At 72.3% G+C, this 20,511-nt stretch carries 23 protein-coding genes and 1 pseudogene; 9 read left to right on the forward strand and 15 right to left on the reverse strand.

What is annotated here, in order from left to right; all coding sequences use genetic code 11:
• Position 1: 1 nt before the first annotated feature.
• The 4 genes from IE277_RS23520 (at position 2) to IE277_RS23535 (ending at position 2,346) form a co-directional block, all read left to right on the forward strand.
• Entirely contained in the window at positions 2-538 is a 537-nt protein-coding gene (locus IE277_RS23520) for an HK97 gp10 family phage protein (RefSeq protein ID WP_229881932.1), read from the forward strand.
• Positions 535-984: a hypothetical protein gene (locus IE277_RS23525; RefSeq protein WP_189955547.1), complete on the forward strand. Its 450-nt coding sequence runs from the start codon at positions 535-537 to the stop codon at positions 982-984. The genes IE277_RS23520 and IE277_RS23525 overlap by 4 nt, the downstream gene beginning before the upstream one ends.
• 130 nt (positions 985-1,114) lie before the next feature.
• Positions 1,115-1,774: a phage tail tube protein gene (locus tag IE277_RS23530; protein ID WP_189955548.1), complete on the forward strand. Its 660-nt coding sequence runs from the start codon at positions 1,115-1,117 to the stop codon at positions 1,772-1,774.
• Between the two features lie 2 nt (positions 1,775-1,776).
• Entirely contained in the window at positions 1,777-2,346 is a 570-nt protein-coding gene (locus tag IE277_RS23535) for a hypothetical protein (protein ID WP_189955550.1), read from the forward strand.
• Positions 2,347-2,622: 276 nt separating this feature from the next.
• Here the strand turns inward: IE277_RS23535 and IE277_RS23540 are convergent, their stop codons facing one another.
• The 6 genes from IE277_RS23540 to IE277_RS23565 all read right to left on the reverse strand — a co-directional run bounded on the left by IE277_RS23540 (position 2,623) and on the right by IE277_RS23565 (position 6,838).
• The gene (locus IE277_RS23540) at positions 2,623-3,804 is read right to left on the reverse strand and encodes a cytochrome P450 family protein (protein ID WP_189955552.1); all 1,182 of its coding nucleotides are present in this window, start codon (positions 3,802-3,804) and stop codon (positions 2,623-2,625) included.
• A 4-nt stretch (positions 3,805-3,808) separates the two neighbouring features.
• Entirely contained in the window at positions 3,809-4,129 is a 321-nt protein-coding gene (locus IE277_RS23545) for a DUF6545 domain-containing protein (protein ID WP_189955554.1), read from the reverse strand.
• A gap of 35 nt (positions 4,130-4,164) precedes the next feature.
• Positions 4,165-5,130, reverse strand: a complete 966-nt coding sequence (locus IE277_RS23550; RefSeq protein ID WP_189955556.1) for a pirin family protein — start codon at positions 5,128-5,130, stop codon at positions 4,165-4,167.
• Positions 5,131-5,257: 127 nt separating this feature from the next.
• Positions 5,258-5,602, reverse strand: coding sequence for a hypothetical protein (locus IE277_RS23555; protein WP_189955558.1), 345 nt, complete (start codon positions 5,600-5,602; stop codon positions 5,258-5,260).
• On the reverse strand, positions 5,599-6,306 hold the full coding sequence (locus IE277_RS23560) for a SigE family RNA polymerase sigma factor (RefSeq protein WP_229881924.1): 708 nt from the start codon (positions 6,304-6,306) through the stop codon (positions 5,599-5,601). Before IE277_RS23560 ends, IE277_RS23555 begins: the two co-directional genes overlap by 4 nt.
• A gap of 85 nt (positions 6,307-6,391) precedes the next feature.
• The gene (locus IE277_RS23565; RefSeq protein ID WP_229881925.1) at positions 6,392-6,838 is read right to left on the reverse strand and encodes a hypothetical protein; all 447 of its coding nucleotides are present in this window, start codon (positions 6,836-6,838) and stop codon (positions 6,392-6,394) included.
• Between the two features lie 242 nt (positions 6,839-7,080).
• Between IE277_RS23565 and IE277_RS23570 the strand changes: the two genes are divergently transcribed.
• Complete coding sequence (locus IE277_RS23570) at positions 7,081-7,437, forward strand: cupin domain-containing protein (RefSeq protein ID WP_189955559.1); 357 nt, start codon at positions 7,081-7,083, stop codon at positions 7,435-7,437.
• Between the two features lie 30 nt (positions 7,438-7,467).
• Here the strand turns inward: IE277_RS23570 and IE277_RS23575 are convergent, their stop codons facing one another.
• Genes IE277_RS23575 through IE277_RS23585 form a run of 3 tightly spaced genes read right to left on the reverse strand, consistent with a single transcriptional unit; the run spans position 7,468 to position 10,706 of the window.
• Positions 7,468-8,442, reverse strand: a complete 975-nt coding sequence (locus tag IE277_RS23575; protein ID WP_189955561.1) for a pyridoxal-phosphate dependent enzyme — start codon at positions 8,440-8,442, stop codon at positions 7,468-7,470.
• Between the two features lie 57 nt (positions 8,443-8,499).
• Entirely contained in the window at positions 8,500-9,852 is a 1,353-nt protein-coding gene (locus IE277_RS23580; protein WP_189955562.1) for a VWA domain-containing protein, read from the reverse strand.
• Positions 9,849-10,706, reverse strand: coding sequence for an AAA family ATPase (locus IE277_RS23585; protein WP_189955565.1), 858 nt, complete (start codon positions 10,704-10,706; stop codon positions 9,849-9,851). The genes IE277_RS23580 and IE277_RS23585 overlap by 4 nt, the downstream gene beginning before the upstream one ends.
• 153 nt (positions 10,707-10,859) lie before the next feature.
• On the opposite strand from IE277_RS23585, the gene IE277_RS23590 reads away from it, so the two are divergent.
• The 4 genes from IE277_RS23590 to IE277_RS23605 all read left to right on the forward strand — a co-directional run bounded on the left by IE277_RS23590 (position 10,860) and on the right by IE277_RS23605 (position 13,988).
• Positions 10,860-11,432 carry a TetR/AcrR family transcriptional regulator gene (locus IE277_RS23590; RefSeq protein ID WP_189955567.1) on the forward strand — a complete coding sequence of 191 codons (573 nt, stop codon included), beginning with the start codon at positions 10,860-10,862 and terminating at the stop codon, positions 11,430-11,432.
• Between the two features lie 195 nt (positions 11,433-11,627).
• Entirely contained in the window at positions 11,628-12,356 is a 729-nt protein-coding gene (locus IE277_RS23595; RefSeq protein ID WP_189955568.1) for an ABC transporter permease, read from the forward strand.
• Positions 12,357-12,384: 28 nt separating this feature from the next.
• Positions 12,385-13,056 carry an ABC transporter permease gene (locus IE277_RS23600; RefSeq protein ID WP_189955570.1) on the forward strand — a complete coding sequence of 224 codons (672 nt, stop codon included), beginning with the start codon at positions 12,385-12,387 and terminating at the stop codon, positions 13,054-13,056.
• On the forward strand, positions 13,053-13,988 hold the full coding sequence (locus IE277_RS23605; RefSeq protein ID WP_189955572.1) for an ABC transporter substrate-binding protein: 936 nt from the start codon (positions 13,053-13,055) through the stop codon (positions 13,986-13,988). Before IE277_RS23600 ends, IE277_RS23605 begins: the two co-directional genes overlap by 4 nt.
• Positions 13,989-14,032: 44 nt before the next feature.
• Here IE277_RS23605 and IE277_RS23610 read toward each other — a convergent pair whose 3' ends face one another.
• The 6 genes and pseudogenes from IE277_RS23610 to IE277_RS23635 form a co-directional block, all read right to left on the reverse strand.
• Complete coding sequence (locus IE277_RS23610; RefSeq protein WP_189955573.1) at positions 14,033-15,187, reverse strand: betaine/proline/choline family ABC transporter ATP-binding protein; 1,155 nt, start codon at positions 15,185-15,187, stop codon at positions 14,033-14,035.
• A gap of 93 nt (positions 15,188-15,280) precedes the next feature.
• The gene (locus tag IE277_RS23615) at positions 15,281-15,922 is read right to left on the reverse strand and encodes a LutC/YkgG family protein (RefSeq protein ID WP_189955574.1); all 642 of its coding nucleotides are present in this window, start codon (positions 15,920-15,922) and stop codon (positions 15,281-15,283) included.
• Positions 15,919-17,397 (reverse strand): lactate utilization protein B, encoded by a 1,479-nt coding sequence (locus IE277_RS23620; protein WP_189955575.1) that lies wholly within the window; start codon positions 17,395-17,397, stop codon positions 15,919-15,921. The genes IE277_RS23615 and IE277_RS23620 overlap by 4 nt, the downstream gene beginning before the upstream one ends.
• Positions 17,394-18,149, reverse strand: coding sequence for a (Fe-S)-binding protein (locus IE277_RS23625; RefSeq protein ID WP_189955576.1), 756 nt, complete (start codon positions 18,147-18,149; stop codon positions 17,394-17,396). Before IE277_RS23625 ends, IE277_RS23620 begins: the two co-directional genes overlap by 4 nt.
• A 71-nt stretch (positions 18,150-18,220) precedes the next feature.
• Complete coding sequence (locus tag IE277_RS23630) at positions 18,221-19,669, reverse strand: rhamnulokinase (protein WP_189955577.1); 1,449 nt, start codon at positions 19,667-19,669, stop codon at positions 18,221-18,223.
• Positions 19,666-20,511, reverse strand: a pseudogene (locus IE277_RS23635) (SDR family oxidoreductase); the annotation flags it as partial. The pseudogene IE277_RS23635 and the gene IE277_RS23630, both read right to left, overlap by 4 nt.

Below are 20,511 nucleotides of genomic sequence, written 5' to 3' on the forward strand. Positions count from 1 at the left end.
TGTGGAGGGTGCGCTGTGGAAGGGCTGGATGCTGGAGGTCGAGGGCTTCCGGCCCCGGCCCGAGCATCTGCCAGACCTTCAGAGGGTGGTCGTCGCGGTCGATCGCCTGATGGCAGAGATGAACCCGCACCCGAACGTTCACCCTGACGCGACCGCGTTCCGGGATCCGATCGCGCTGGCTGCTGCCCTGGCCCGCCTGGGGCCAGCCGCTCATGCTCGTACGCGGACGATCACCCGGCATCACGCGATGCTGCTGCGGGTGCGTATCCAGCGCAACGCCTCCGGCAGGCCGGGACCGAACGTGATCACCGGCCAGTACCGGGCCTCCTGGGAGGTGCGGATGAGCACCAGCGGCGGGCACGTGACCGCCGATGTGTTCACCGATGCTCCGCAGGCGCGCCGGTTGGAGTACGGCTTCGTCGGCGTCGATGCGCTCGGCCGTCACTACCGGCAGCCGCCGTACCTGCACGTCGAGCCCGCCTTCCGGCAGACCGAGGCTGGTTTCGTCCAGGCCCTGGAGGACGGAGTGCTGCCGTGAGCCTGGCCCGTCTACCGGTGACCCGGGCACTGGCCATGCTCATCGAGCAGGCCACCGGCCGCCCCTGCGGCGTGGCCGAACTACCCCGCGCACGTACGGAGTCGGGCGAGTGGAACCCTACCGCCGCGCCGTACACCATCCTCGATTCGCTGCCGAGTGCGTTCACCGGGCCGCCCCTGTGGGACTGGCACGCGGATGCGGCTTGGACGTACCAGGTGACCTCGGTCGGTGAGCGCGGGGACCAGGTGCAGTGGCTGGCCGACCGGGTACGTGCCGGCGTCGTCGGCCGCAGCGGCGGCCGCTGGACCCACCACCTGCGAGTTCCCCAAGCCCGGGTTATCGACCGGGAGTTGGACCACGACGCCGGAGGAGAGACCTCCGTGTCGGCGGCAGGCGCTATCGTGTCCTACGTACAGCGGTTCACGATCACCGTGACCCCAGCCTGAAGACCCGTTCTTCGGCTCCTCACCGCGGAGGCCCGCGCGGACGCTAGGCCCCAGGCCAGGCGAACCCCCTTTTGAACTCAAGGGGCAGGGCCTCGACTTGGGACGCTGCCCCGGAAGCGGGAGCGGACCTGTGTCCCTGAACAAGCCGTCCAGGAAGCCCGTCCAGACCCGGTTCCTGCGGCGCGGCATCTCCAAGATCTACTGGCTGAAGAAGATCAGTGATCCGAAGCGGCCTGCCCGCACGGAGCTGTCCGAGCCGAACCGGTTCGACCTGACCAGCGCAGTGTCGGACATCGAGGGCTGGGCGCTGACGAACGAGCCGATCGAGACCCCCGACATGGGGACCACCTTCAACTCCTCGATCCCCGGCAACGACAAGGCCGACAACAGCTCGCTGACCTTCTACGAGGACCGGTTCAGCGACGCCATCGAACAGGAACTGCCCAAGGGCGCCCAGGGCTACATCGTCCTGCTCCACAAGGGTGACATCCCCGGCTCCCGCTCGGTCGACGTCTTCCCCGTACAGGTCGCCACCCGAGCTGCGACTTACAGCACCGGGAACGAGGCCGCGAAGTTCAAGGTCGACTTCACCATCACCGACGTCCCCTCCCTCGACAGCCCGGTGCCCGAGACGATCCGCCCGATCCCTCTGCCCCACCCGGCGGAGGACTGCGAAGACGAGCACGGGCACGACCACCACGAGCACGGTGAGCACGTCGACGTGACCGTCGTGGCCGCCACCGCGACCGCGGCGGCAGCCACCGTGCACGAGAACAGCGACGAGGACTGAGCGTGTCGCGCCCCGCACCGGCCAAGCGCCCGCCGTCCCCTTCCACCGCCGCCGCGAGGTCGGCGGCGGAGGGGGCATGGGCGGCCAAGATGGAACGCCTGCGCGGCCGTGCCCGGCCGCAGAACCGGCTGCGCATCTGCGACGACGACCGGCTACGGCAGCAGTTCGAGGAGGCCCGGGAGACGGCCGCTCGCGCTCTCCTGCTGGCTGACGCCAGCCCCGGCGACGAGCGGGGTACCCAGCATGCTGCCGAAGCCACGGTCGCTCTGGAGGAGGCCCGCGCGGCGCTGGACGACGCCTCCGACTTCCTCACCTTTCTCGCCCTGCCCCGCCCGGTGCTGGAGGAGCTGATCTCCCAACACCCGCCGACGGAGGAGCAGGCCGGCGAGGGCTCAGTGTTCAACCCGGACACCTTCCCGGCCGCGCTGATCGCCGCGGCGTCCTTCGACGGCATGAACCAGGCCGAGGCCGCCGAGCTGCTGAACAGCTGGTCGGCGCCCGACGCGAACATGCTGTGGGAGGCCGCCTGGTCCGTGCAGCAGGAAACCCGGGTGGAGCTGGGAAAAGACTGAGCCGCGACGCTCAGCTGCGTGCCGAGCTGGAGCTGTGCGAGAAGTTCCGGATCCCGCACTCGCAGTTCCTCGGTGGCGACGGCCGCTGGACGGAGCTGGACCGGGCGAAGGCGCTGGCGTGGGCGCAGTGGCAGCGGTCGGTGTGTCCTGAGTGCCACACCCGGCTTCAGGAGTGGGACCCCGAGCGCGGCGGTGACCCGCACGCCTACGTCCTGCGGCCAGCACCTCGGCGGCTGAGGTGCGTTGCCGCTCGGTGGGGTGTATCGCGAGTAAAGATCAGTATGTCCGGACGGGAAGCGATGCCAGCCCGCGAACAAGACGAGTGCGCCGCCAATCCAGTTGATCAGGCGGTGCAGCAAGCCGGATTCCGGGAAACCGAGTCAGTACCGCTCGCAGGGCGATCTCCGCCTCGGCCTTGGCCAGGGGAGCGCCGACACAGCGGTGGATGCCGTGGCCGAAGCTGAGATGAGCGGCGGCATCTCGGTCCAAGTCGAGCAGGTCCGGCGACGGGAACCGCTCCGGGTCGCGGTTGGCGGCTCCAAGAGCGACCAGCACCGGGACGCCGGCCGGGATGTCGGTGCCGCCGAGTGTGATGGCCTCCGTGGTGAACCGGAAGGTGGCCGTGCTGACGGGGGAATCGAACCGAAGCAGCTCGTCCAGCACGGCTGGGACATCGTCCGGATTCTTCCGAAGGCGATCCAGCTCGGCAGGGTGCTGGAGCAGCGCCAGGGCGGCGTTGCCGAGGAAGTTGGTGGTGGTCTCGTGTCCGGCCACAAGCAACAGCACGGCCAGAGAGACCAGCTCTTCCTCGCTCAGATGGTCGTCTCCGTCGCGAGCCGAGATGAGCCGGTCAAGAAGAGAGCCACCGGGGTCCAGGCGTTTGGCGGCGATGAGGTTCGTCATGTAGTCGGCCATGGAATGCGAGGCCGCGTCGATGACGTCGGGCTTGCCTGCCGCGAACAGCTCCCCGGACCAGCGCTGGACGTCGGGCCGGTCTCCCTCTGGGACTCCGAGCAGCTCACAGATCACGATGACCGGCAGCGGCACCGCCAGGCCGGACACGAAGTCGAACTGCTCGCCGGCGGGCCACTGATCCAGTAGCTCGTCGGTGACCTGGGCAATGAACGGACGCAGCTCCGCGACGGCCCCGGTCGTGAACGCCTTGGTCACCAGTTTGCGCAGCCGGGTGTGCTGGGGTGGGTCGCTGGCCAGCATGGTGTGCGCCACCGCAGGGTGCAGGCGACGCCGTGACCCCTTGCCCGCGAAGAAGGCGGCCGTGTCTTTCGAGAGCCGAGCGTCGCCGAGTGCTTCCCTCGCTTCCGCGTAGCCGGTGACCAGGTAGCTGATGTGCCCACCGGACCCGGTGGGTACGGGCTGCACCGGGCACCTGGACCGCATGGACGCATAGGTGGGGTAGGGGTCCTGGAGGAAGCGAGGATCCTGAGTCGGGTCGGTCATGCTTTCAGGCTCCAACCGGTTCTGGTTGGCCGTCATCGGCGACACGCCCAACACGATGCGTGTAAGCGTTGGTCACCAGGAGGAGCCACTCGGTGTCCGCACGGAGGTCCTTGCGGGAGGCGGCCTCCGCCGACGGTAGGGCAACCTCGTCTGCGAACTGGCCGGTCTTGAAGGCGGCCAGCGCTGCCTTCACGACAGTCGCTTCGACGGCGGTGGCCCCTTCCTCAGTTCCGGCATCGAAAGTCCTCTGGGCCATCTCCTGCACTCTGCGGGACCGGTAGGGGCGAAGGGCGAGGATGCCGTCACTGAGTGCGCTTTCTCTCACCCTCCCATGTATACGCCGGGCTGGAAAGTCTCAGCTCAGCGCACTCGACCTCGCGCCTTCAGCGGCACCGGCGGCAGCTCCGGCGCAGGCAGCGGATCCCCGTCGTACCCCTTCACAACCCCGAATCTCGACCCGCTCATCCACTCCTCCCGGGCCTGTTTGATATCGTCCTGCGTGCGCCCGACGAAGTTCCACCACATGATCAGCTCCTCGGCGAACGGCTCGCCGCCCAGCAGCATGATCCCGGCGTCCGACTCGGCGCGCAGCGGCAGTTCGGAGCGCCCGCAGCCGAGGTAGAGCATCGAACCGGGGAGCACGGGCACGCCGTCCACATGGACCTCGCCGGACATGGCCAGCACGCCGTACTCGAAGTCGGGCTCCAGCGGCAGCCGTACATCCGTGCCCCGGGCGAGGGTGAGATCGGCGCCGACGATCGGGGTGTACGTCGTACCGGGCGAGGTGGAGCCGTCGAGGTCGCCGAGGATCACCGTGGCGGTCAGGCCGGGCGCGGTCACCGTGGGCAGGTCCGGGTGGTGCTCGAACCGCGGCTCGGTGTCGCGGTGTTCGTCGGGCAGCGCGACCCACAGCTGGGCGCCGTGGAGGAAGCGGGCGTGCGGACGCGGGCTCTCCTCGGAGTGGCTGATCGCCCGGCCGGAGGTCATCAGACCCAGCTGCCGGGGCCGGATCGTCTGCAGGCTGCCGGTCGAGTCGCGGTGCAGTACCTCGCCCTCGTGCAGCCAGCTGACCGTCTGCAGACCGATGTGCGGATGCGGCGGGACCTGCATGCCGGGCTCGTCGGCGATGTCGTCCGGGCCGTAGTGGTCGACGAAGGCCCATGCGCCGATCATCCGGCGGCCGAGGTTCGGCAGCAGCCGGCGCACCTCGGTCGACTCGCCCAGCTTCACATGACGGGGGCTCAGCAGTTCGCGGACCGGCTCGGCCACGACGAATCCACGGCCACCGCAGGCACTGGGCACGGGCGCCCGGTCAAGATTGCTCATGGCGCCCAACTTAGCGGGGCGGACGGCGTACCGGTGAGTGCGGAAACGCCGTTTTTTCCTGGTAAGTCAATCAACCGACTTACCGACGGCCGGCAGGCGCGGTGCGAACGGCGCGGGTCGCTCAGGGTCAGGGCTGCGATGCGTTCGGGGTGGGCTGGGCCGTGGTCGGGGGCACCGGGCTCGGTACGGGGGACGGCGTGCCGGTCGCCGGGCGTGGCGGGCGGGCCGGCTCGGCCGGACGGGAGGGGGCGCCGCCGCGCACGCTGAAGAACACCAGCGCGGCCATGGCGGCCAGCGCCAGCACACCCACCACGACCCGGCGCAGCACCAACCGGCGGGGCCGTACCGCGTCGGTCGGCGGGCGCAGCGGACGCAGGTCGCCGGGGCCCACGGACTGTGCCCGCGCGGCCAGCGCCGCTCGCAGCCGCTCTTCGAGCAGCGCCTCTTCGATCCCCGTACCGGAACCGTTCATCGCGGCTCCTCCAGCCGTCGGCCGAGCGCGTCCAGGGCGCGGCTGGCCGTGGACTTGACGGCGCCCCGTGACAGGCCGAGCGTCTCGGCGATCTCGGCCTCGCTCAGATGCGACCAGTAGCGCAGCACCAGCACCTCCCGCTGCCGCCGGGTCAGGGTGCGCAGCGCGGCCAGCACCTCCCGGTGCTCCTCGTGCAGCAGCACGTCCTCCTCCGGGGCGGGCGCGTGCCCCTCCGGCGCGGGGGTGTGGGCCCGTACGGTCCTGCGCCTGCGCAGCACCGAGCGGGCCGCGTTGATCACGCTGGTGCGCAGATACGCCTCCGGGTCGTCGAGGGAGGCGAGCCGGTGACCGTGCCGGCGGAAGAGCGCGGTGAAGGCGTCCTGGACGACGTCCTCGGCGGTCGGCAGGTCGTCCACCAGCAGCACCGCCAGCCGGACCAGGGAGAGCCGGCGGTGGTGGTACAACTCCTCGATCCCGGGCTGCTGTTCGGCCGCGGAGAGCGGGAGTGCGCCGGTGCCGCCGGCCGTACCGGCCGTACCGGCAGTCGCGGCCGGATCGGACGACGGATGCGTGCGGGCGCGGGCGAGGACACGGGCGCGCAGGGAGCGGGTGAGGCGCCGCCAAGGCGCGGGGCGCGGCTCGCAGCCGGCCGCCCGGCCCCAGGGCAGGGCCGCCGGCGCCGTCGGAGGTGGTGCTGTCGTCATGGGTCTCCCGGAGCCGGGAGCGGGTGCCGCCGGGCGACGACCCGCTTCCGGCCCCTGGCTCGATGGTGCTGCTCAGCGGTGCTGCTCAGCGGTGCTGCTCAGCGGTGCCGGCGTGGCGGGGCCGTGGTGCGCGCGATGCCCGGGCCGCACCGGTGCCGGCACGGGGCTCGGGGTGGCGTGCGTGGGCGCCGACGGTACGGGGCCCGGGGCCGGCCCGCGTCGGAGCCGGCACCGGCACCGCGGTGGCCGGCACCGGAGAGGGGGTCGCGGTGCGGAGCGGTGAGGGGACGGGGGAGGGCACGGGGGAGGGCACGGGGGAGGGGGTAGCCGTGCGGACGGGTGACGGCACCGGGGATGGGGTCGCCATGTGGACCGGGGGCGGCGTGGCGGACGGGGTCGCGTGGCTGCCGGTCTGGGCCGCCTGGGCGGTCACGGTGCCGGCGATCGCCAGGGCCGCGCCCACGGCGGAGACCCCCAGGACGGCATGGAGCCTCGTGGCACGGCTGGGGCGGGATGCACGGTGTGCGGACATGGGTTCCTTCGGTCGTTCGGGGTCGGACATCTGGTCGAAGTGGAGGCCTCCACCCCGACAGGTCCGATCCCGAACGAGGTTGCAGCCGGCGACCGGGAAATTTTCCTCGCTTAGCCCTCGCTTGGCCCAGCTTCTGCGGCGACGTGGCTGACATCGTTGTCCCCGAATCGAATGGCGGTGCGCGGGTACGCGGCCGACGATGGAGGCCTGGGGTACCAGGCCGGAAGAAGGAGGGCACCGTCATGCTGGAAGTGAAGACGGTCGAGAAGCCGGACGAACGGCGCGACTTCCCCCGCGGCCACCTCGAAGCCCTGCATCTGACGGGCCTCGACTTCGCGGTGGGCACCTTCGAACCCGGGTGGCGCTGGTCGGAGTCCGTGGCTCCGATCGCGGGCACCGCGAGCTGCATGGTCCCGCACAACGGATATGTGGTGCAGGGCCGTATGCATCTCCGTATGGACGACGGCGGCGAGGCCGAGGTGGGCCCCGGCGACGTCTTCGTGTGCCCGCCGGGCCACGACGCCTGGGTCGTGGGCGACGAGCAGGTCGTGGTGTACGACTTCGCCGGGACCATGGCGAACGAGTACGCGAAGGGCTGAGAGCCGAAAGACGGGCCGACCCCGCCGCGGTCACGCCTCGAACGCGACCGCGCCCCCCTCGGCGAAGGCGACCGCGTCCTGGTGGCCGAAGAGGCCGGGCAGGCCGCCGGTGTGGAGGAACACGGTCTTCTCGCCCGGCCGGACGTCACCGTCGCGGACGGCCGCGTGCAGCCCGGCGAGGGCCCGGCCTGTGTAGACGGGGTCGAGCACGAGGCCCTCGGTGCGGGCGGCCAGCCGGAGCGCCTCCGCGGCCGGGCCGGTCAGCGTCGCGTACCCGGCGCCCACCTGGTCCCGGCGCACCCGCAGCCCCTCGGCCGTGACCTCCCGCGTGGTCAGCGGTGCCGCGAACTGCGCCACGGCGGCCGCCGGATCGGCCAGGGCGCCCACGTCGACGCCGAGCACCGCTTCGGTGCCGAGGGCCGCGACCAGTCCGGCCATGGTGCCGCCCGAGCCGAGCGCGACCACTGCCGTGCGCAGCCCGGGCACCTGCGCGTCCAGTTCCTCGCCGCAGCGCACATAGCCCCGGGCGCCCGGCACGCTCGACCCGCCGAACGGGATCAGCGCCGGTCGGGCACCTCCGGCCCGCAGCCGTGCGCACACCTCGTCCGCCGCCGCGTCCAGCCCCGCCCGGTCGACGTCGCCCGCCCAGGCGAGACGCGCTCCGAACAGCCCGTCCAGCGCGAGGTTCCCGGACCGGGAGGCGCCCGGCGACCCGCGCAGCACGAGGACGGCGGCAAGGCCCAGCCGGGCGGCCGCGGCGGCGGTCAGCCGGGCGTGGTTGCTCTGCGGGGCGCCCGTGGTCACCAGGGTGTCCGCACCTTCGGCGAGAGCCGCGCCCGCCGTCCACTCCAGCTTGCGGACCTTGTTCCCGCCGCCGCCCAGCCCCGTCAGGTCGTCCCGCTTGATCCACAGATCCTCGGGGCCGAGCCCGAGCGCGGCGGCGAGCCGGGGCGCCGGTTCGACGGGCGTGGGGAAGGTGCCGAGCGATGCGGGGGAGTGGCTCATGGCGTACGTCCTTCGGTGCGGATCAGGCGCGGAGCGCGGGCGTTCGGCACCAGTCGATCACACCGGCAGCAGCCGGGCGATCAGTGCGCCGAGCTGACGGGCCGTACGGCACTCGTGCATCTCGGCCAGATCGGCATAGGCGGGCGCGGCCGAGTCACCGGTGCCCCACTGCGCGCGCGGCTCGGGGTTCAGCCAGTACACCCGGCGGGCCCGCCGGGCGACCTCGCGCACGGCGGCCAGGTTCGGGTCGCTCATGTTCGTCCGGGCGTCCCCGAGGACGAACACCGTCGTGCGCGGCCCCACCGCGTCGACGTACCGCTCCGCGAACTCGCCCAGGGCGACGCCGTAGTCGCTGCTGCCGTGCCAGCCGGTGAGCGTGGCCTCCGCGCGGATCCGGGCGCTCAGCCCGTCGGGGTCGGCGCGCCCATGGCCGAGCAGGCCGGTCACCTCGTCCAGCCGGTTGACGAAGGCGAACACGCGAACCTTGCTGAACTGGTCGTGCAGCGCCTGCACCAGGAGCATCGTGAAGTCCGAGAAGCCGGAGACCGAGCCGGACACATCGCAGAGCAGCACCAGTTCGGGGCGGACGGGCCTGCGCCGGCGCAGCACCGGCCGCATCGGCACGCCGCCCGTGGACAGCGAGGAACGCAGGGTGCGGCGCAGGTCGACCGTGCCGCGCGCGGCACGGCGGCGGCGCGCGGCCAGCCGGGTGGCCAGTTTCCGGGCGAGCGGCTGAACCGCCCTGCGCAGCTCGGCCAGTTGGTCCCGGCCGGCGAACAGGAAGTCCACCCGGTCGGCGGTGGGCAGAACGCCGCGCCGGGCGATCTCGTCCCGTCCGCGCCGCTCGGCGACCCGCCGCCGCGCCTCTGTCCCGACCATCCGCCGGAACGCCTCGATCCGGCGCCGGATCTCGTCGTCCAGCAGCCGGTCGGCGAAGTCGGCACCGCCGCCGTCCCGGCCCCGCACATCCGCCCGCACCCGCGCCAACAGGGTCTGCGGACGCAGCCGTTCGAGGGTCTGGTACGCCGAGAAGCCGTCGGAGCCCGGTGAACTGCCGTATCCGCCCATGCCGTCGACCGCTTCGGCCGCCAACCGGGCCATCATCGCCTGGTCGTCGGCCGCCAGTGCCTCGGCCAGCCGGTCACGCAGCGCGTCCCGGTCCGGGCCGGAGCCCTCAAGACCACCGACCGCACGCGGGAAGTACAGATCGAAGACCGGATCGAACACCGCCCGCTGACCCGGGCCGTGCAGCAGTGTCGCGGCCAGCCCCTCGCGCAGCAGCTCCCGGTCCGTAAGGCCCAGCGCCTCCACCGCGCGGGCCGCGTCCACGCTCTCGCCGGTGCCGATCCGCACGCCGTGCGCGCGCAGTGCCCCGACCAGGCCGGTGATGCGGTCGGCGACCTCGGTCACAGCGCGTCCAGGTCGAGTTTCGCCGCCGCCTTCTGGATGTCGTCCTGATGCTTCAGGATCACCCCGAGACTGTCCCGTACGACCGTCTCGTCCAGGGTGTCGGCGCCCAGGGCCAGCAGGGTGTGCGCCCAGTCGACGGTCTCGGCGACGGAGGGCGCCTTGCGCAGGTCCATCGCGCGCAGCGCCCCCACCACCCGGACCACCGACTCGGTCAGCGCCGCGCCGAGGCCCGGCACCTTCAGCCGGACGATCCGCCGCTCCAGCTCCTCCTCGGGGAAGCCGATGTGCAGGAACAGACAGCGCCGGCGCAGCGCCTCGGACAGCTCCCGGCCGGCGTTGGAGGTGAGCACGACGAACGGGCGGCGGGTCGCGGTGACCGTGCCCAGCTCCGGGACCGTGATCTGGAAGTCGCTGAGCACCTCCAGCAGCAGCCCCTCCATCTCGACGTCGGCCTTGTCGGTCTCGTCGATCAGCAGCACCGTCGGCTCGTCACCGCGGATCGCGGTCAGCAGCGGGCGCGGGAGCAGGAACTCCTCGCTGAAGATGTCGGTGCGGGTCTCGTCCCAGCTCTCGTCGCGCCCGGCGCTGATCCGCAGCAGTTGCTTGGCGTGGTTCCACTCGTACAGCGCCCGGGACTCGTCCACGCCCTCGTAGCACTGCAGTCGTACCAGCCGGGCCCCGGCCACCTGGGCGACGGCCTTGGCCAGCTCGGTCTTTCCGACCCCGGCGGGGCCCTCGACCAGCAGCGGCTTGCCCAGCCGGCCGGCGAGGAAAACGGTCGTGGCGACGGCGGGCGAGGCCAGATAGCCGGTCTCGGCGAGGCGGGCGGAGACGTCGTCGACGGACGTGAACAACGGGGCCTCCGGTGGGTCGGGAACCGTGTCCGGTCTCCTATCTAAGCGCTTGTTCACCGACTCTGTCACGTGGTTCCGGCCGAGCCCGCCGGGGCGCGGAGTGATATACACCGATCGGTTTCCTTTCGTCCGTGCTCCGGCTAACCTCGTTGCATGGCCTCCACAGACAAGCTGTCCCCGCGTGACCGGCTGCTCGACGCGGCGGCGCGGCTCTCCTATCGCGACGGCGTCTCCGTCGGCATCGAAGCACTGTGCCGGGAGGCGGGCGTCTCCAAGCGGTCGATGTACCAGTTCTTCGACAGCAAGGACGCGATGCTGGCCGCCAGCCTGGAGCAGCGCGTCCCCGGGTACGACGCCCAGCTCGCGCACCCCGACCCGCGGTCCGCGTCCCCGCGCGAGCGCGTCCTGCACGTCTTCGGACGCCTGGAGCGGGCCTCCGTGTCCGCCGACTACCACGGCTGCCCCTACCTCGCCGTCCTGGTGGAGCTGAAGAACCCCGAGCACCCGGCGAGCATCGTGGCCCGCACGGTCAAGGAACGGCTGGCCGAGACCTTCCGCGCCGAGGCGGAGCGCGGCGGCGCCCGCGACCCCGAGCTGCTCGCCCGCCAGCTCGTGCTGGTCTTCGACGGCGCCAGCGCCCGGGCCGGAGCCGGAGTGGAACGCCTGGACGACGGACTCGCCACGAAGACGGTGACGGCACTGCTGGACGCGGCGGGCATGGAGTAGGCGCCCCGAAGGGGCGTCGAAGGGGCGTGCCGAAGGGCGCGGGGCGGCTTCGGCATGCGGCTGCCGCCGCGTGGGCGCGAGCAGCCACGACGGCCCGCGGACGACAGGCGGCCCAGCACGGCGGCTGCGCGCGGAGCGCCCCGTACGGGCCAGCACAACGCGCCGATCCGCTCGCCCGGCCGGTCCAATGAAACAGTGACCGCGCCCCCGGACGACTGCCTCGCGCGCAACGAATGGATCTGCGGCGCCTATATCGGCAGCCGCCGCCAGATCCTCCTCGACGCGGTCCTCCAGCACCTCCAGCTGACCGTCCTGTCCGTCCTCATCGGCCTGGCGCTCGCCCTGCCGCTCGCGGTGCTGGCCCGCCGCTGGGGCTGGGCCGCCGGCCCGGTCCTCGCCCTCACGACGATCCTCTACACGATCCCGTCCCTGGCGATGTTCTCCCTGCTCCTGCCCCTGTACGGCCTCTCCGCCACGCTCGTCGTCGCCGGGCTCGTGCTGTACTCGCTGACCCTGCTCGTCCGGAACATCCTCGCGGGCCTGCGCGCGGTCCCCGAGGAGACCCGGCAGGCCGCCCGCGGCCTCGGCTACGGCCCCGTCCGCGTGCTGCTCACCGTGGAACTGCCCCTCGCCCTGCCCGCCGCGATGGCCGGCCTGCGGATCGCCACCGTCTCGGCGGTCTCCCTGGTCACGGTCGGCGCGATCGTCGGCTTCGGTGGACTCGGCAACCTCATCTACGCGGGCATGAACACCTACTTCAAGGCCCAGGTGCTCACCGCGTCCGTGCTGTGCGTGCTGATCGCCGTCGCCGCCGACCTGTTCCTGCTGGGCCTGCAGTGGCTGATCACGCCCTGGACGAGGGCGGGCCGCGCCCGCGTGCCCGCACGCCGAGCGCGGGCGCGCACGGAGGCGAGCCGGGTATGAGCGGCTTCTCCGCGAAGGCGGGCCGCGCATGAACACGCTCACCGCGGCCTGGCACTGGCTCACCGACCCCGCGCACTGGTCCGGCGACGACGGCATCGGGCACCGGCTGCTGCAGCACCTCGCCCTCACCGTCGTCTGTCTCGTCATCAGCTGTGTGATCGCGCTCCCGGTCGCCCTGGTCCTGGGCCACCTCGGCAAGGGCGGCGCGCTCGCCGTCAACCTCTCCAACATCGGCCGGGCCGTCCCCACCTTCGCCGTCCTGGTGCTGCTGCTCCTCACCCCGGTCGGGAAGTGGGGCGAGGGACCCACGGTGGTGGCCCTGGTGCTGTTCGCCGTACCCCCGCTGCTCACCAACGCCTACGTCGGCATGCGCGAGGTCGACCGGGGTGTCGTCCAGGCGGCCCGGGGCATGGGGATGACCGGACGGCAGATGCTGCTGCGCGTGGAGCTGCCCCTCGCCCTGCCGCTGGTCATGACGGGGGTGCGGATCGCCGCCGTCCAGCTCGTCGCCACCGCCACCATCGCCGCGCTCGCGGGCGGCGGCGGGCTCGGCCGGATCATCACCGCCGGCTTCAACCTCGCCAGTACGCCGCAGGTGGTCGCGGGCGCCCTGCTCGTCGCCCTGTTCGCACTCGTCGTCGAGGGCGTCTTCGAGATCGCCGAGCGACTGGCACCCAGCTGGGCGAGGGGCGGCCGATGAGAAGAGTCCTCCCGGTGCTCCTGCTCCTCGCCCTCACCGCCTGCTCCACCGGCCCCTCCCTGGAGAACCGCGGCGCGGTCACGGCGCCGCCCGGCGACAGCCACCACCTGACGATCGGCTCGGCCGGCTTCACCGAGAGCGATCTGCTCGCCCAGATGTACGCCCAGCTGCTGGACCAGGCCGGCTACAAGACCTCGATCCTCACCGTCGCCAACCGTGAGCTGTACGAACCGGCCCTGGAGTCCGGCCAGATCGATGTCGTGCCCGAGTACGCGGCCACCTTCGCCGACTGGCTGAACGCCAAGACCCACGGCGCCGACGCCGAGCCCGCAGGCTCACCCGACCTCGACGCCACGATGAAGGCCCTGCGCGCGCTGGCCACACCCCGCGGGCTCACCGTCCTGCCGCCCGGCCGCGCCGTCGACCAGAACGCCTTCGCGGTCGGCGCCGCCTACGCCCGGCAGCACCACCTGAGGACGCTCAGCGACCTCGGCGCCTCGGGGCTGAGGGTACGCCTCGCGGCCGGCGACGAATGCGTCCAACGGCCGTACTGCGAACCGGGGTTGAAGAAGGTCTACGGCATCGATATCACCGGTGTCGACCCCAAGGGCGTCGGCACCACTCAGGCCAAGCGGGCCGTGCAGAGCGGGCAGGACCAGATGGTGCTGACCACGTCCACGGACGCCACACTGGACCAGTTCGGGCTGGTGCTCCTCGCCGACGACAGGCATCTGCAGAACGCCGACTACATCGTCCCGGTCGTCAACCGCTCCCGCGCGGGCAGCGAGGGCGTGACGAAGGCGCTCGGCAGGCTCAACGACGTACTGACGACGGCCGACCTGGCCACCATGAACGAGCAGGTCGACAGCTGGCGACGGCTCGCCTCGGACGTCGCCGGCGGCTACCTGAAGGACAAGGGCCTGCTGAAGTGACCAGAGCCGGCTGAAACGACCGGGGCCGTCGCGGCGACGCCTGCTCAGGCGTCCGACACCGAGTCGAAGGACACCTGACCCCGCGCCACGCCCCGCGCGTCCGCGTCCACCGAGCGGCGCAGCGCCTCGTGCAGCTTCGCCGGGGTGAGCACGCCGAGGAAGCGCGCGCCGTCCACCACCGCGACCCACCCGGCGTCGTACTGGAGCATCACCCCGAACGCCTGCTTCAGCGGTGTGCCCACTGGCACCCACGCGGTCATCCGGTGGGTCAGCTCCCCGACCGTGCCGCCCGCCGTCAGCTCGTCGATGCCGACCCAGCCGCGCAGATCGCCGTCCGCGTCGAGGACGACGGCCCAGCGGGCGCGCTCGGCCCGCAGCCGCTCGACGGCCCGTTCGGCGGGCTCGTCCAGCCGGGCCACCGGAGGCTGTTCCAGGTCGTCCGGCTCGATCGTGGTGACCGACAGCCGTTTCAGCCCCCGGTCGGCGCCCACGAAGGAGGCCACGTACGGGGTCGCGGGCGCCCCGAGCACGGTGCCCGGCGTGTCGAACTGCTCGATCCGGCCCTGCCCGTACACGGCGATCCGGTCGCCGAGCCGGACGGCCTCCTCGATGTCGTGCGTCACCAGCAGCACCGTCTTGCGCACCGCCGCCTGCATCCGCAGGAACTCGTCCTGCAACTGCTCGCGCACCACCGGGTCGACCGCGCCGAACGGCTCGTCCATCAGCAGCACCGGCGGATCCGCGGCGAGCGCCCGCGCCACCCCGACCCGCTGCCGCTGCCCGCCGGAGAGCTGCTCGGGATAGCGCGTCCCGTACGTCGTCGGGTCGAGCCCCACCAGATCCAGCAGCTCGGCGGCGCGTGCCCGGGCCTTCGCCCGCTTCCAGCCGAGCAGCGCGGGCACGGTCGCGGTGTTGTCCAGGACGGTGCGGTGCGGGAAGAGGCCGACCTGCTGGATGACGTACCCGATACGGCGGCGCAGCCGCACCGGGTCGACGGTGGCGATGTCCGCGCCCTCGACGAAGATCCGGCCGGCGGACGGCTCGATCAGCCGGTTCACCATCATCATGGTCGTCGTCTTGCCGCAGCCGGACGGGCCGACGAGCGTGACCAGCTCACCCTCGGCCACCTCGAAGGAGAGGTCGTCCACGGCCGTCGTACCGTCCGGATACCGCTTGGTGACCTGCTCGAACCGGATCATTCCCTCACGCTAACGGCGCCGCCCGCGGCCTGCTCGCCGGTGCGGTGAAACGGGTCAACCGGGGGGAGGAGAGAGCAATCCGGGCATGCCGCGTCAGCCGAGCAGGATCACTTCCAGAGTGCGCGGACCGTGCACGCCCTCCACCCGGTCCAGTTCGATGTCGCTGGTGGCCGACGGACCCGAGATCCAGGTCAACGGGCGGGCCGGATCGAGGCGTTCGAGGGCCTGCGGCACCGAGGACACCACCTGCCCGGGTACCCGGACGACACAGAGGTGATGGTCGGGGACGAGCGAGATACGGCGCCGGCCCTGGTCGGGGGAGCCGTCCAGGACGATCGTGCCGGTCTCGGCGATCGCCACCGCACAGCCCGTCACCACGCTGTCCACCTCGTCGAGCCGCTGCGGTGTGCTCTCCGCGCGGTCCTCGACCCGCACCACGTCGGCGGCCGACAGCCACTCGGGCGGCAGACCGGGCGGCTCCAGCACCTGGCGGGAACCGCGCCCGGCCAGCAGCCGCGCCACCAGGTCCGGCAGCTCCCCGGCGCCGCAGCGGTGCACGATCGCCCGGTAGTCCGCGAGGTTCTCGGCCAGCAGCTCCACGGTCTGCCCGGTCGTGCGGTGCCCGTGCTCGGGCAGATAGTCCCGGCCCACGGCCTCCTCGTACGGCCCGTTGTGCGGGGTCACATCGGCGAGCGCCCGCCGCACCCGGCCCAGTACCCGGTCCCTGCTGCTCACTTGGAACTGTCCTTTCCGCCGTGTGTGCGCTGCCACCAGTCCCGGAACGGCTCGGCCGGTACGGCCGGCAGCTCCCGGGTGCCGCTCCACGCCCGGCCCGGGCCCGGCAGCGTACGCGGGTGCAGCCGGCGGGTGCGGGAGACGAGCCGCTGGCCGGCGCCCAGGACGCCGGGGCGGGCGAACGCCCAGCGCGCCGCGCGCATGGCCGCCCGCTCGGCCGCATGCCCCTTGGCCGGCTTCAGCAGCACCTTGTTGCCCTGCCGCACCGCGGGACCGCCCTGCACCACCCGCTCGCGCAGATGCACCAGCACCTCGGGGATGTCGATGGCGACCGGGCACACCTCGTAGCAGGCGCCGCACAGACTCGACGCGTACGGCAGCGAGGCGTCGATCTCGCTCGCGGTGCCCCGGAGTTGGGGGCTGAGGATCGCGCCGATCGGGCCCGGGTAGACCGAGCCGTAGGCGTGCCCGCCGGCCCGCTCGTAGACGGGACACACGTTCAGGCAGGCCGAGCAGCGGATGCAGGCGAGGGCCTGGCGGCCGACCTGGTCGGCGAGGGTGTCGGTGCGGCCGTTGTCGAGCAGCACCAGATGGAAGGTCTGCGGCCCGTCGCCGTCCGTCGTCCCGGTCCACATGCTCGTGTACGGGTTCATCCGCTCGGCGGTGGAGGAGCGGGGCAGGGTCTGCAGGAAGACCTCCAGGTCCCGCCACGTCGGTACCACCTTCTCGATGCCCACCACCGAGATCAGTGTCCGAGGAAGCGTCAGACACATCCGGCCGTTGCCCTCGGACTCCACCACCACCAGGGTGCCGGTCTCGGCGACCATGAAGTTGGCGCCGGAGATGCCGACCTCGGCGCGCAGGAACTTCTCCCGCAGGTGCAGCCGCGCGGCCTCGGCGAGTTCGGCGGGCGTGTCGGTGAGGCCCTCGGGAGCCGGGCGGCCCCACGCGCCCATCTCCGTACGGAAGATGTCCCGGATCTCACCGCGGTTGCGATGGATCGCCGGCACCAGGATGTGCGAGGGCCGGTCCTTGCCCAACTGCACGATCAGCTCGGCGAGATCGGTCTCATAGGCGCGGATGCCCTCGGCCTCCAGGGCCTCGTTGAGCCCGATCTCCTGCGTGGCCATCGACTTGACCTTGACGACCTCCGACTCGCCGGTCTCCTTGACCAGATCGGCGACGATCCGGTTGGCCTCGTCCGCGTCGGCCGCCCAGTGGACCGTGCCGCCCGCCGCCGTGACCGACTCCTCCAACTGCACCAGATAGCGGTCGAGATGGCGCAGTGTGTGGTCCTTGATCCGGCGGCCCGCCTCGCGCAGCGCCGGCCAGTCGTCCAACTCGGCCACCGCGCGGGCCCGTTTGGCGCGGATGGTGTGGGTCGCGTGCCGCAGGTTCGCGCGCAGGGTGGGATTGTGCACGGCCTCGTGCGCGGCCTTCGGAAAGGCCGGCATGCCGACGAACGTCCCGCTCATACGGCAGGTTCCTCCTCCGTGCTCGCCAGGATCTCCGCGATGTGCACCGGCCGCATGGCGGTGCGCAGCCGGCTCATGGTGCCACCGATGTGCATCAGACAGGAGTTGTCGGCCGCGCACAGCACCGACGCGCCCGTCGACTCGGCACTGCGCACCTTGTCCGCGCCCATCGCCGCCGACACCTCCGCGTTCTTCACCGCGAACGTGCCCCCGAACCCACAGCACTCCTCGGCGCCCGGCAGCTCGACCAGCTCCAGCCCCTTGACCGCCCCGAGCAGTCGGCGCGGCCGGTCGCCCAGGCCGAGGGAGCGCAGGCCGTGACAGGTCGGATGGTAGGTGACCTTGTGCGGGTACCAGGCGCCGACGTCCGTCACCCCGAGCACGTCCACCAGGAACTCCGTCAGTTCGTACGTCTTCGGCACCACCGGCGCCAGCGTCCGCGCCAGGGCGTCCCCGCGTCCCTCGGCCCATGCCCGCTCACCCAGCCGCGGATACAGCTCCCGCACCATCGCCCCGCAGGACCCGGACGGGGTTACGATCGCGTCGTAGGGAGCGAAGACATCGGAGAAGTGCCGGGCCAGCGGCTCGGCCTCATGTCGATAGCCCGTGTTGTAGTGCGCCTGTCCGCAGCAGCTCTGACCCCTCGGGAAATCGACGTCGACACCCAGTTTGGTCAGCAGTTTCACCACGGCACGACCGGTGTCCGGATACAGCGTGTCGTTGACACAGGTCAGGAACAGGGCGACACGCATCACGGCTCCTCGGGATCGGTCATCGGATGAGTGCAGGGTAGTCGGCGGAATCCACCGTGGGGAGAGCGCCGCTATGGTCTGGCGAGCCGTGCCTCGGCCGCCCGCCGGCGCGCGCCGTCGCCACGGGGTGCGTACCGGGTCAGCGGCTGGGTACGGGCGAGCAGTGCGCGCATCGCGGGGAGGTCGCCGGCCCGCCCCCGCGCGCGGGCCTGGACCAGCACATGGCCGAGGGCCGCCGCCTCCGTCGCGCCGGCCACCACGGGCAGCCCGCAGGCATCGGCGGTCAGCTGGCACAGCAGCGCGTCACGGGTGCCGCCCCCGACGAGATACACCACGTCCACCGGGTGATCGGCCAGCCGCCGCGTGTCCGCGACGGCCCGCCGGTGGGCGAGGGCCAGCGAGTCCAGGACGCACCGGGTGACCTCCGCCCGGGTCACCGGCACCGGCTGCCCCGACATCCGGCACGCCTCGGCGATCCGCTCCGGCATCCGCCCCGGCGCCAGGAACGCGGTGTCCCCGGCGTCCACCACCGAGCGCAACGCGCACGCCGCGGCGACCTCGCGCAGCAGCAACCCCAAGTCCGGCTCGCCCCAAGCCCGTTGGCACTCCTGGAGCAGCCACAGCCCCATGATGTTGCGCAGGTACCGGACCGTGCCGTCGAGCCCCAGCTCATTGGTGAAGTTCGCGGCCCGGCTCTCCTCGGTGAGCACCGGAGCGGTCAGCTCCAGCCCCGCCAGGGACCAGGTGCCGGTGCAGATGTACGCGAAGCGCGCACCGGTCGCCGGGACGGCGGCCACGGCCGAGGCGGTGTCGTGCGAGCCGACGGCCGTCACCGGCACCGGACCGGTCAGCCCCGTCTCCTGCAGCACCTCCGCCCGCAGCAGCCCGGCCGGATCGCCGGGCCGGCGCAGCGGCGCGAACAGCGCGAGGTCGACACCGAGCCGCTCGGCGATGTCGTACGACCAGGTCCGCGTCCGCGGGTCGATCAGCTGGGTGGTGGAGGCATTGGTCAGCTCGGTGCCGTGCTCGCCGGTCAGCCAGTACGCCAGCAGATCCGGGATCAGCAACAGCCGCTCCGCCTGCGCGAGTCGCACGGTGGACCGGGCGGCGGCGAGCTGGTACAGGGTGTTGAACGGCGCGTACTGGATGCCCGTCGCCGCGTACAGCTCCTCGGCCGGCACGGCCGCCCACACCTTCTCCGCGACGCCCTCCGTCCGGCTGTCGCGATAGTGCACCGGGTTGCCCAGCAGAGCCCCGTCGGCGTCCAGCAGCCCGTAGTCGACGGCCCAGCCGTCGACGCCCACGGAGTCCACCGGGCCCGCCGCCCGCAGCCCGTCAAGGACACCGCCGTACAGCGCGAGCACATCCCAGCGCAGTCCCTCCGGGAGCCGCACCGGCCGGTTGGGGAACCGATGCACCTCGCTCAGCTCCAGGAGGTCCGGCCCCACCCGGCCGACCATCACCCGCCCGCTGGCGGCGCCCAGATCGACCGCGGCGTACGCCTGCGGGCCCGCGCTCATCGCAGGAACGCGGCCGCCACACCCGCGTCGACCGGGATGTGCAGCCCCGTGGTGTGCGTGAGGTCGCCGCCCGTGAGCGCGAAGACGGCGGCGGCGACATGCTCGGGCAGCACCTCACGCTTCAGGATCGTGCGCTGCGCATAGAACGCGCCGAGCTCCTCCTCCGGCACCCCGTACACCGCGGCCCGCCGCGCACCCCAGCCGCCCGCGAAGATGCCCGAGCCGCGCACCACACCGTCCGGGTCGACCCCGTTGACCCGGATCCCGTGCGCACCCAACTCAGCGGCGAGCAGCAGTACTTGATGAGCCTGGTCGGCCTTGGCCGCCGAGTAGGCGATGTTGTCCGGACCGGCGAACACGGCGTTCTTGGAGGCGATGTACACGACGTCACCGCCCAGCCCCTGCGCGGTCACCACCCGCGCCGCCTCCCGCGACACGAGGAAGGACCCGCGGGCCATGATGTCGTGCTGGAGGTCCCAGTCCCGCACCGATGTCTCCAGCAGCGGCTTGGAGAGGGAGATCCCGGCGTTGTTCACGACGAGGTCGACCCCGCCGAAGGCGAGCACGGCCGCCCGGAACGCTTCGGCGATCTGCTCCTCGTCGGTGACGTCCACGGTGACGGCGACGGCCTGGTCCGGCCCGCCCAGCTCCTCGGCGACAGCCGTGGCGCTCTCGCCGTTCCGATCGGCGACCACGGCACACGCCCCCTCGGCCACCAGCCGGTGCGCGATCGCCTTCCCGATGCCGCTGCCGGCCCCCGTGACGAAGGCGACCCGCGTCGCCAACGCCTTCGCCCTCGGCATCCGCCGCAGCTCGGCCTCCTCCAACGACCACTGTTCGAT

The organism is Streptomyces alanosinicus, from assembly GCF_014650595.1.
Classification (GTDB): Bacteria; Actinomycetota; Actinomycetes; order Streptomycetales; family Streptomycetaceae; genus Streptomyces; species Streptomyces alanosinicus.

What these genes read in the sequence shown, in the direction of transcription:
- IE277_RS23540 (WP_189955552.1), bottom strand. Translation starts at nt 3,804, where the DNA reads ATGACCGACCCGACTCAGGATCCTCGCTTCCTCCAGGACCCCTACCCC.
- IE277_RS23550 (WP_189955556.1), bottom strand. Translation starts at nt 5,130, where the DNA reads ATGAGCAATCTTGACCGGGCGCCCGTGCCCAGTGCCTGCGGTGGCCGT.
- IE277_RS23555 (WP_189955558.1), bottom strand. Translation starts at nt 5,602, where the DNA reads ATGAACGGTTCCGGTACGGGGATCGAAGAGGCGCTGCTCGAAGAGCGG.
- IE277_RS23560 (WP_229881924.1), bottom strand. Translation starts at nt 6,306, where the DNA reads ATGACGACAGCACCACCTCCGACGGCGCCGGCGGCCCTGCCCTGGGGC.
- IE277_RS23565 (WP_229881925.1), bottom strand. Translation starts at nt 6,838, where the DNA reads ATGTCCGCACACCGTGCATCCCGCCCCAGCCGTGCCACGAGGCTCCAT.
- IE277_RS23570 (WP_189955559.1), top strand. Translation starts at nt 7,081, where the DNA reads ATGCTGGAAGTGAAGACGGTCGAGAAGCCGGACGAACGGCGCGACTTC.
- IE277_RS23575 (WP_189955561.1), bottom strand. Translation starts at nt 8,442, where the DNA reads ATGAGCCACTCCCCCGCATCGCTCGGCACCTTCCCCACGCCCGTCGAA.
- IE277_RS23590 (WP_189955567.1), top strand. Translation starts at nt 10,860, where the DNA reads ATGGCCTCCACAGACAAGCTGTCCCCGCGTGACCGGCTGCTCGACGCG.
- IE277_RS23600 (WP_189955570.1), top strand. Translation starts at nt 12,385, where the DNA reads ATGAACACGCTCACCGCGGCCTGGCACTGGCTCACCGACCCCGCGCAC.
- IE277_RS23605 (WP_189955572.1), top strand. Translation starts at nt 13,053, where the DNA reads ATGAGAAGAGTCCTCCCGGTGCTCCTGCTCCTCGCCCTCACCGCCTGC.
- IE277_RS23610 (WP_189955573.1), bottom strand. Translation starts at nt 15,187, where the DNA reads ATGATCCGGTTCGAGCAGGTCACCAAGCGGTATCCGGACGGTACGACG.
- IE277_RS23620 (WP_189955575.1), bottom strand. Translation starts at nt 17,397, where the DNA reads ATGAGCGGGACGTTCGTCGGCATGCCGGCCTTTCCGAAGGCCGCGCAC.
- IE277_RS23625 (WP_189955576.1), bottom strand. Translation starts at nt 18,149, where the DNA reads ATGCGTGTCGCCCTGTTCCTGACCTGTGTCAACGACACGCTGTATCCG.
- IE277_RS23630 (WP_189955577.1), bottom strand. Translation starts at nt 19,669, where the DNA reads ATGAGCGCGGGCCCGCAGGCGTACGCCGCGGTCGATCTGGGCGCCGCC.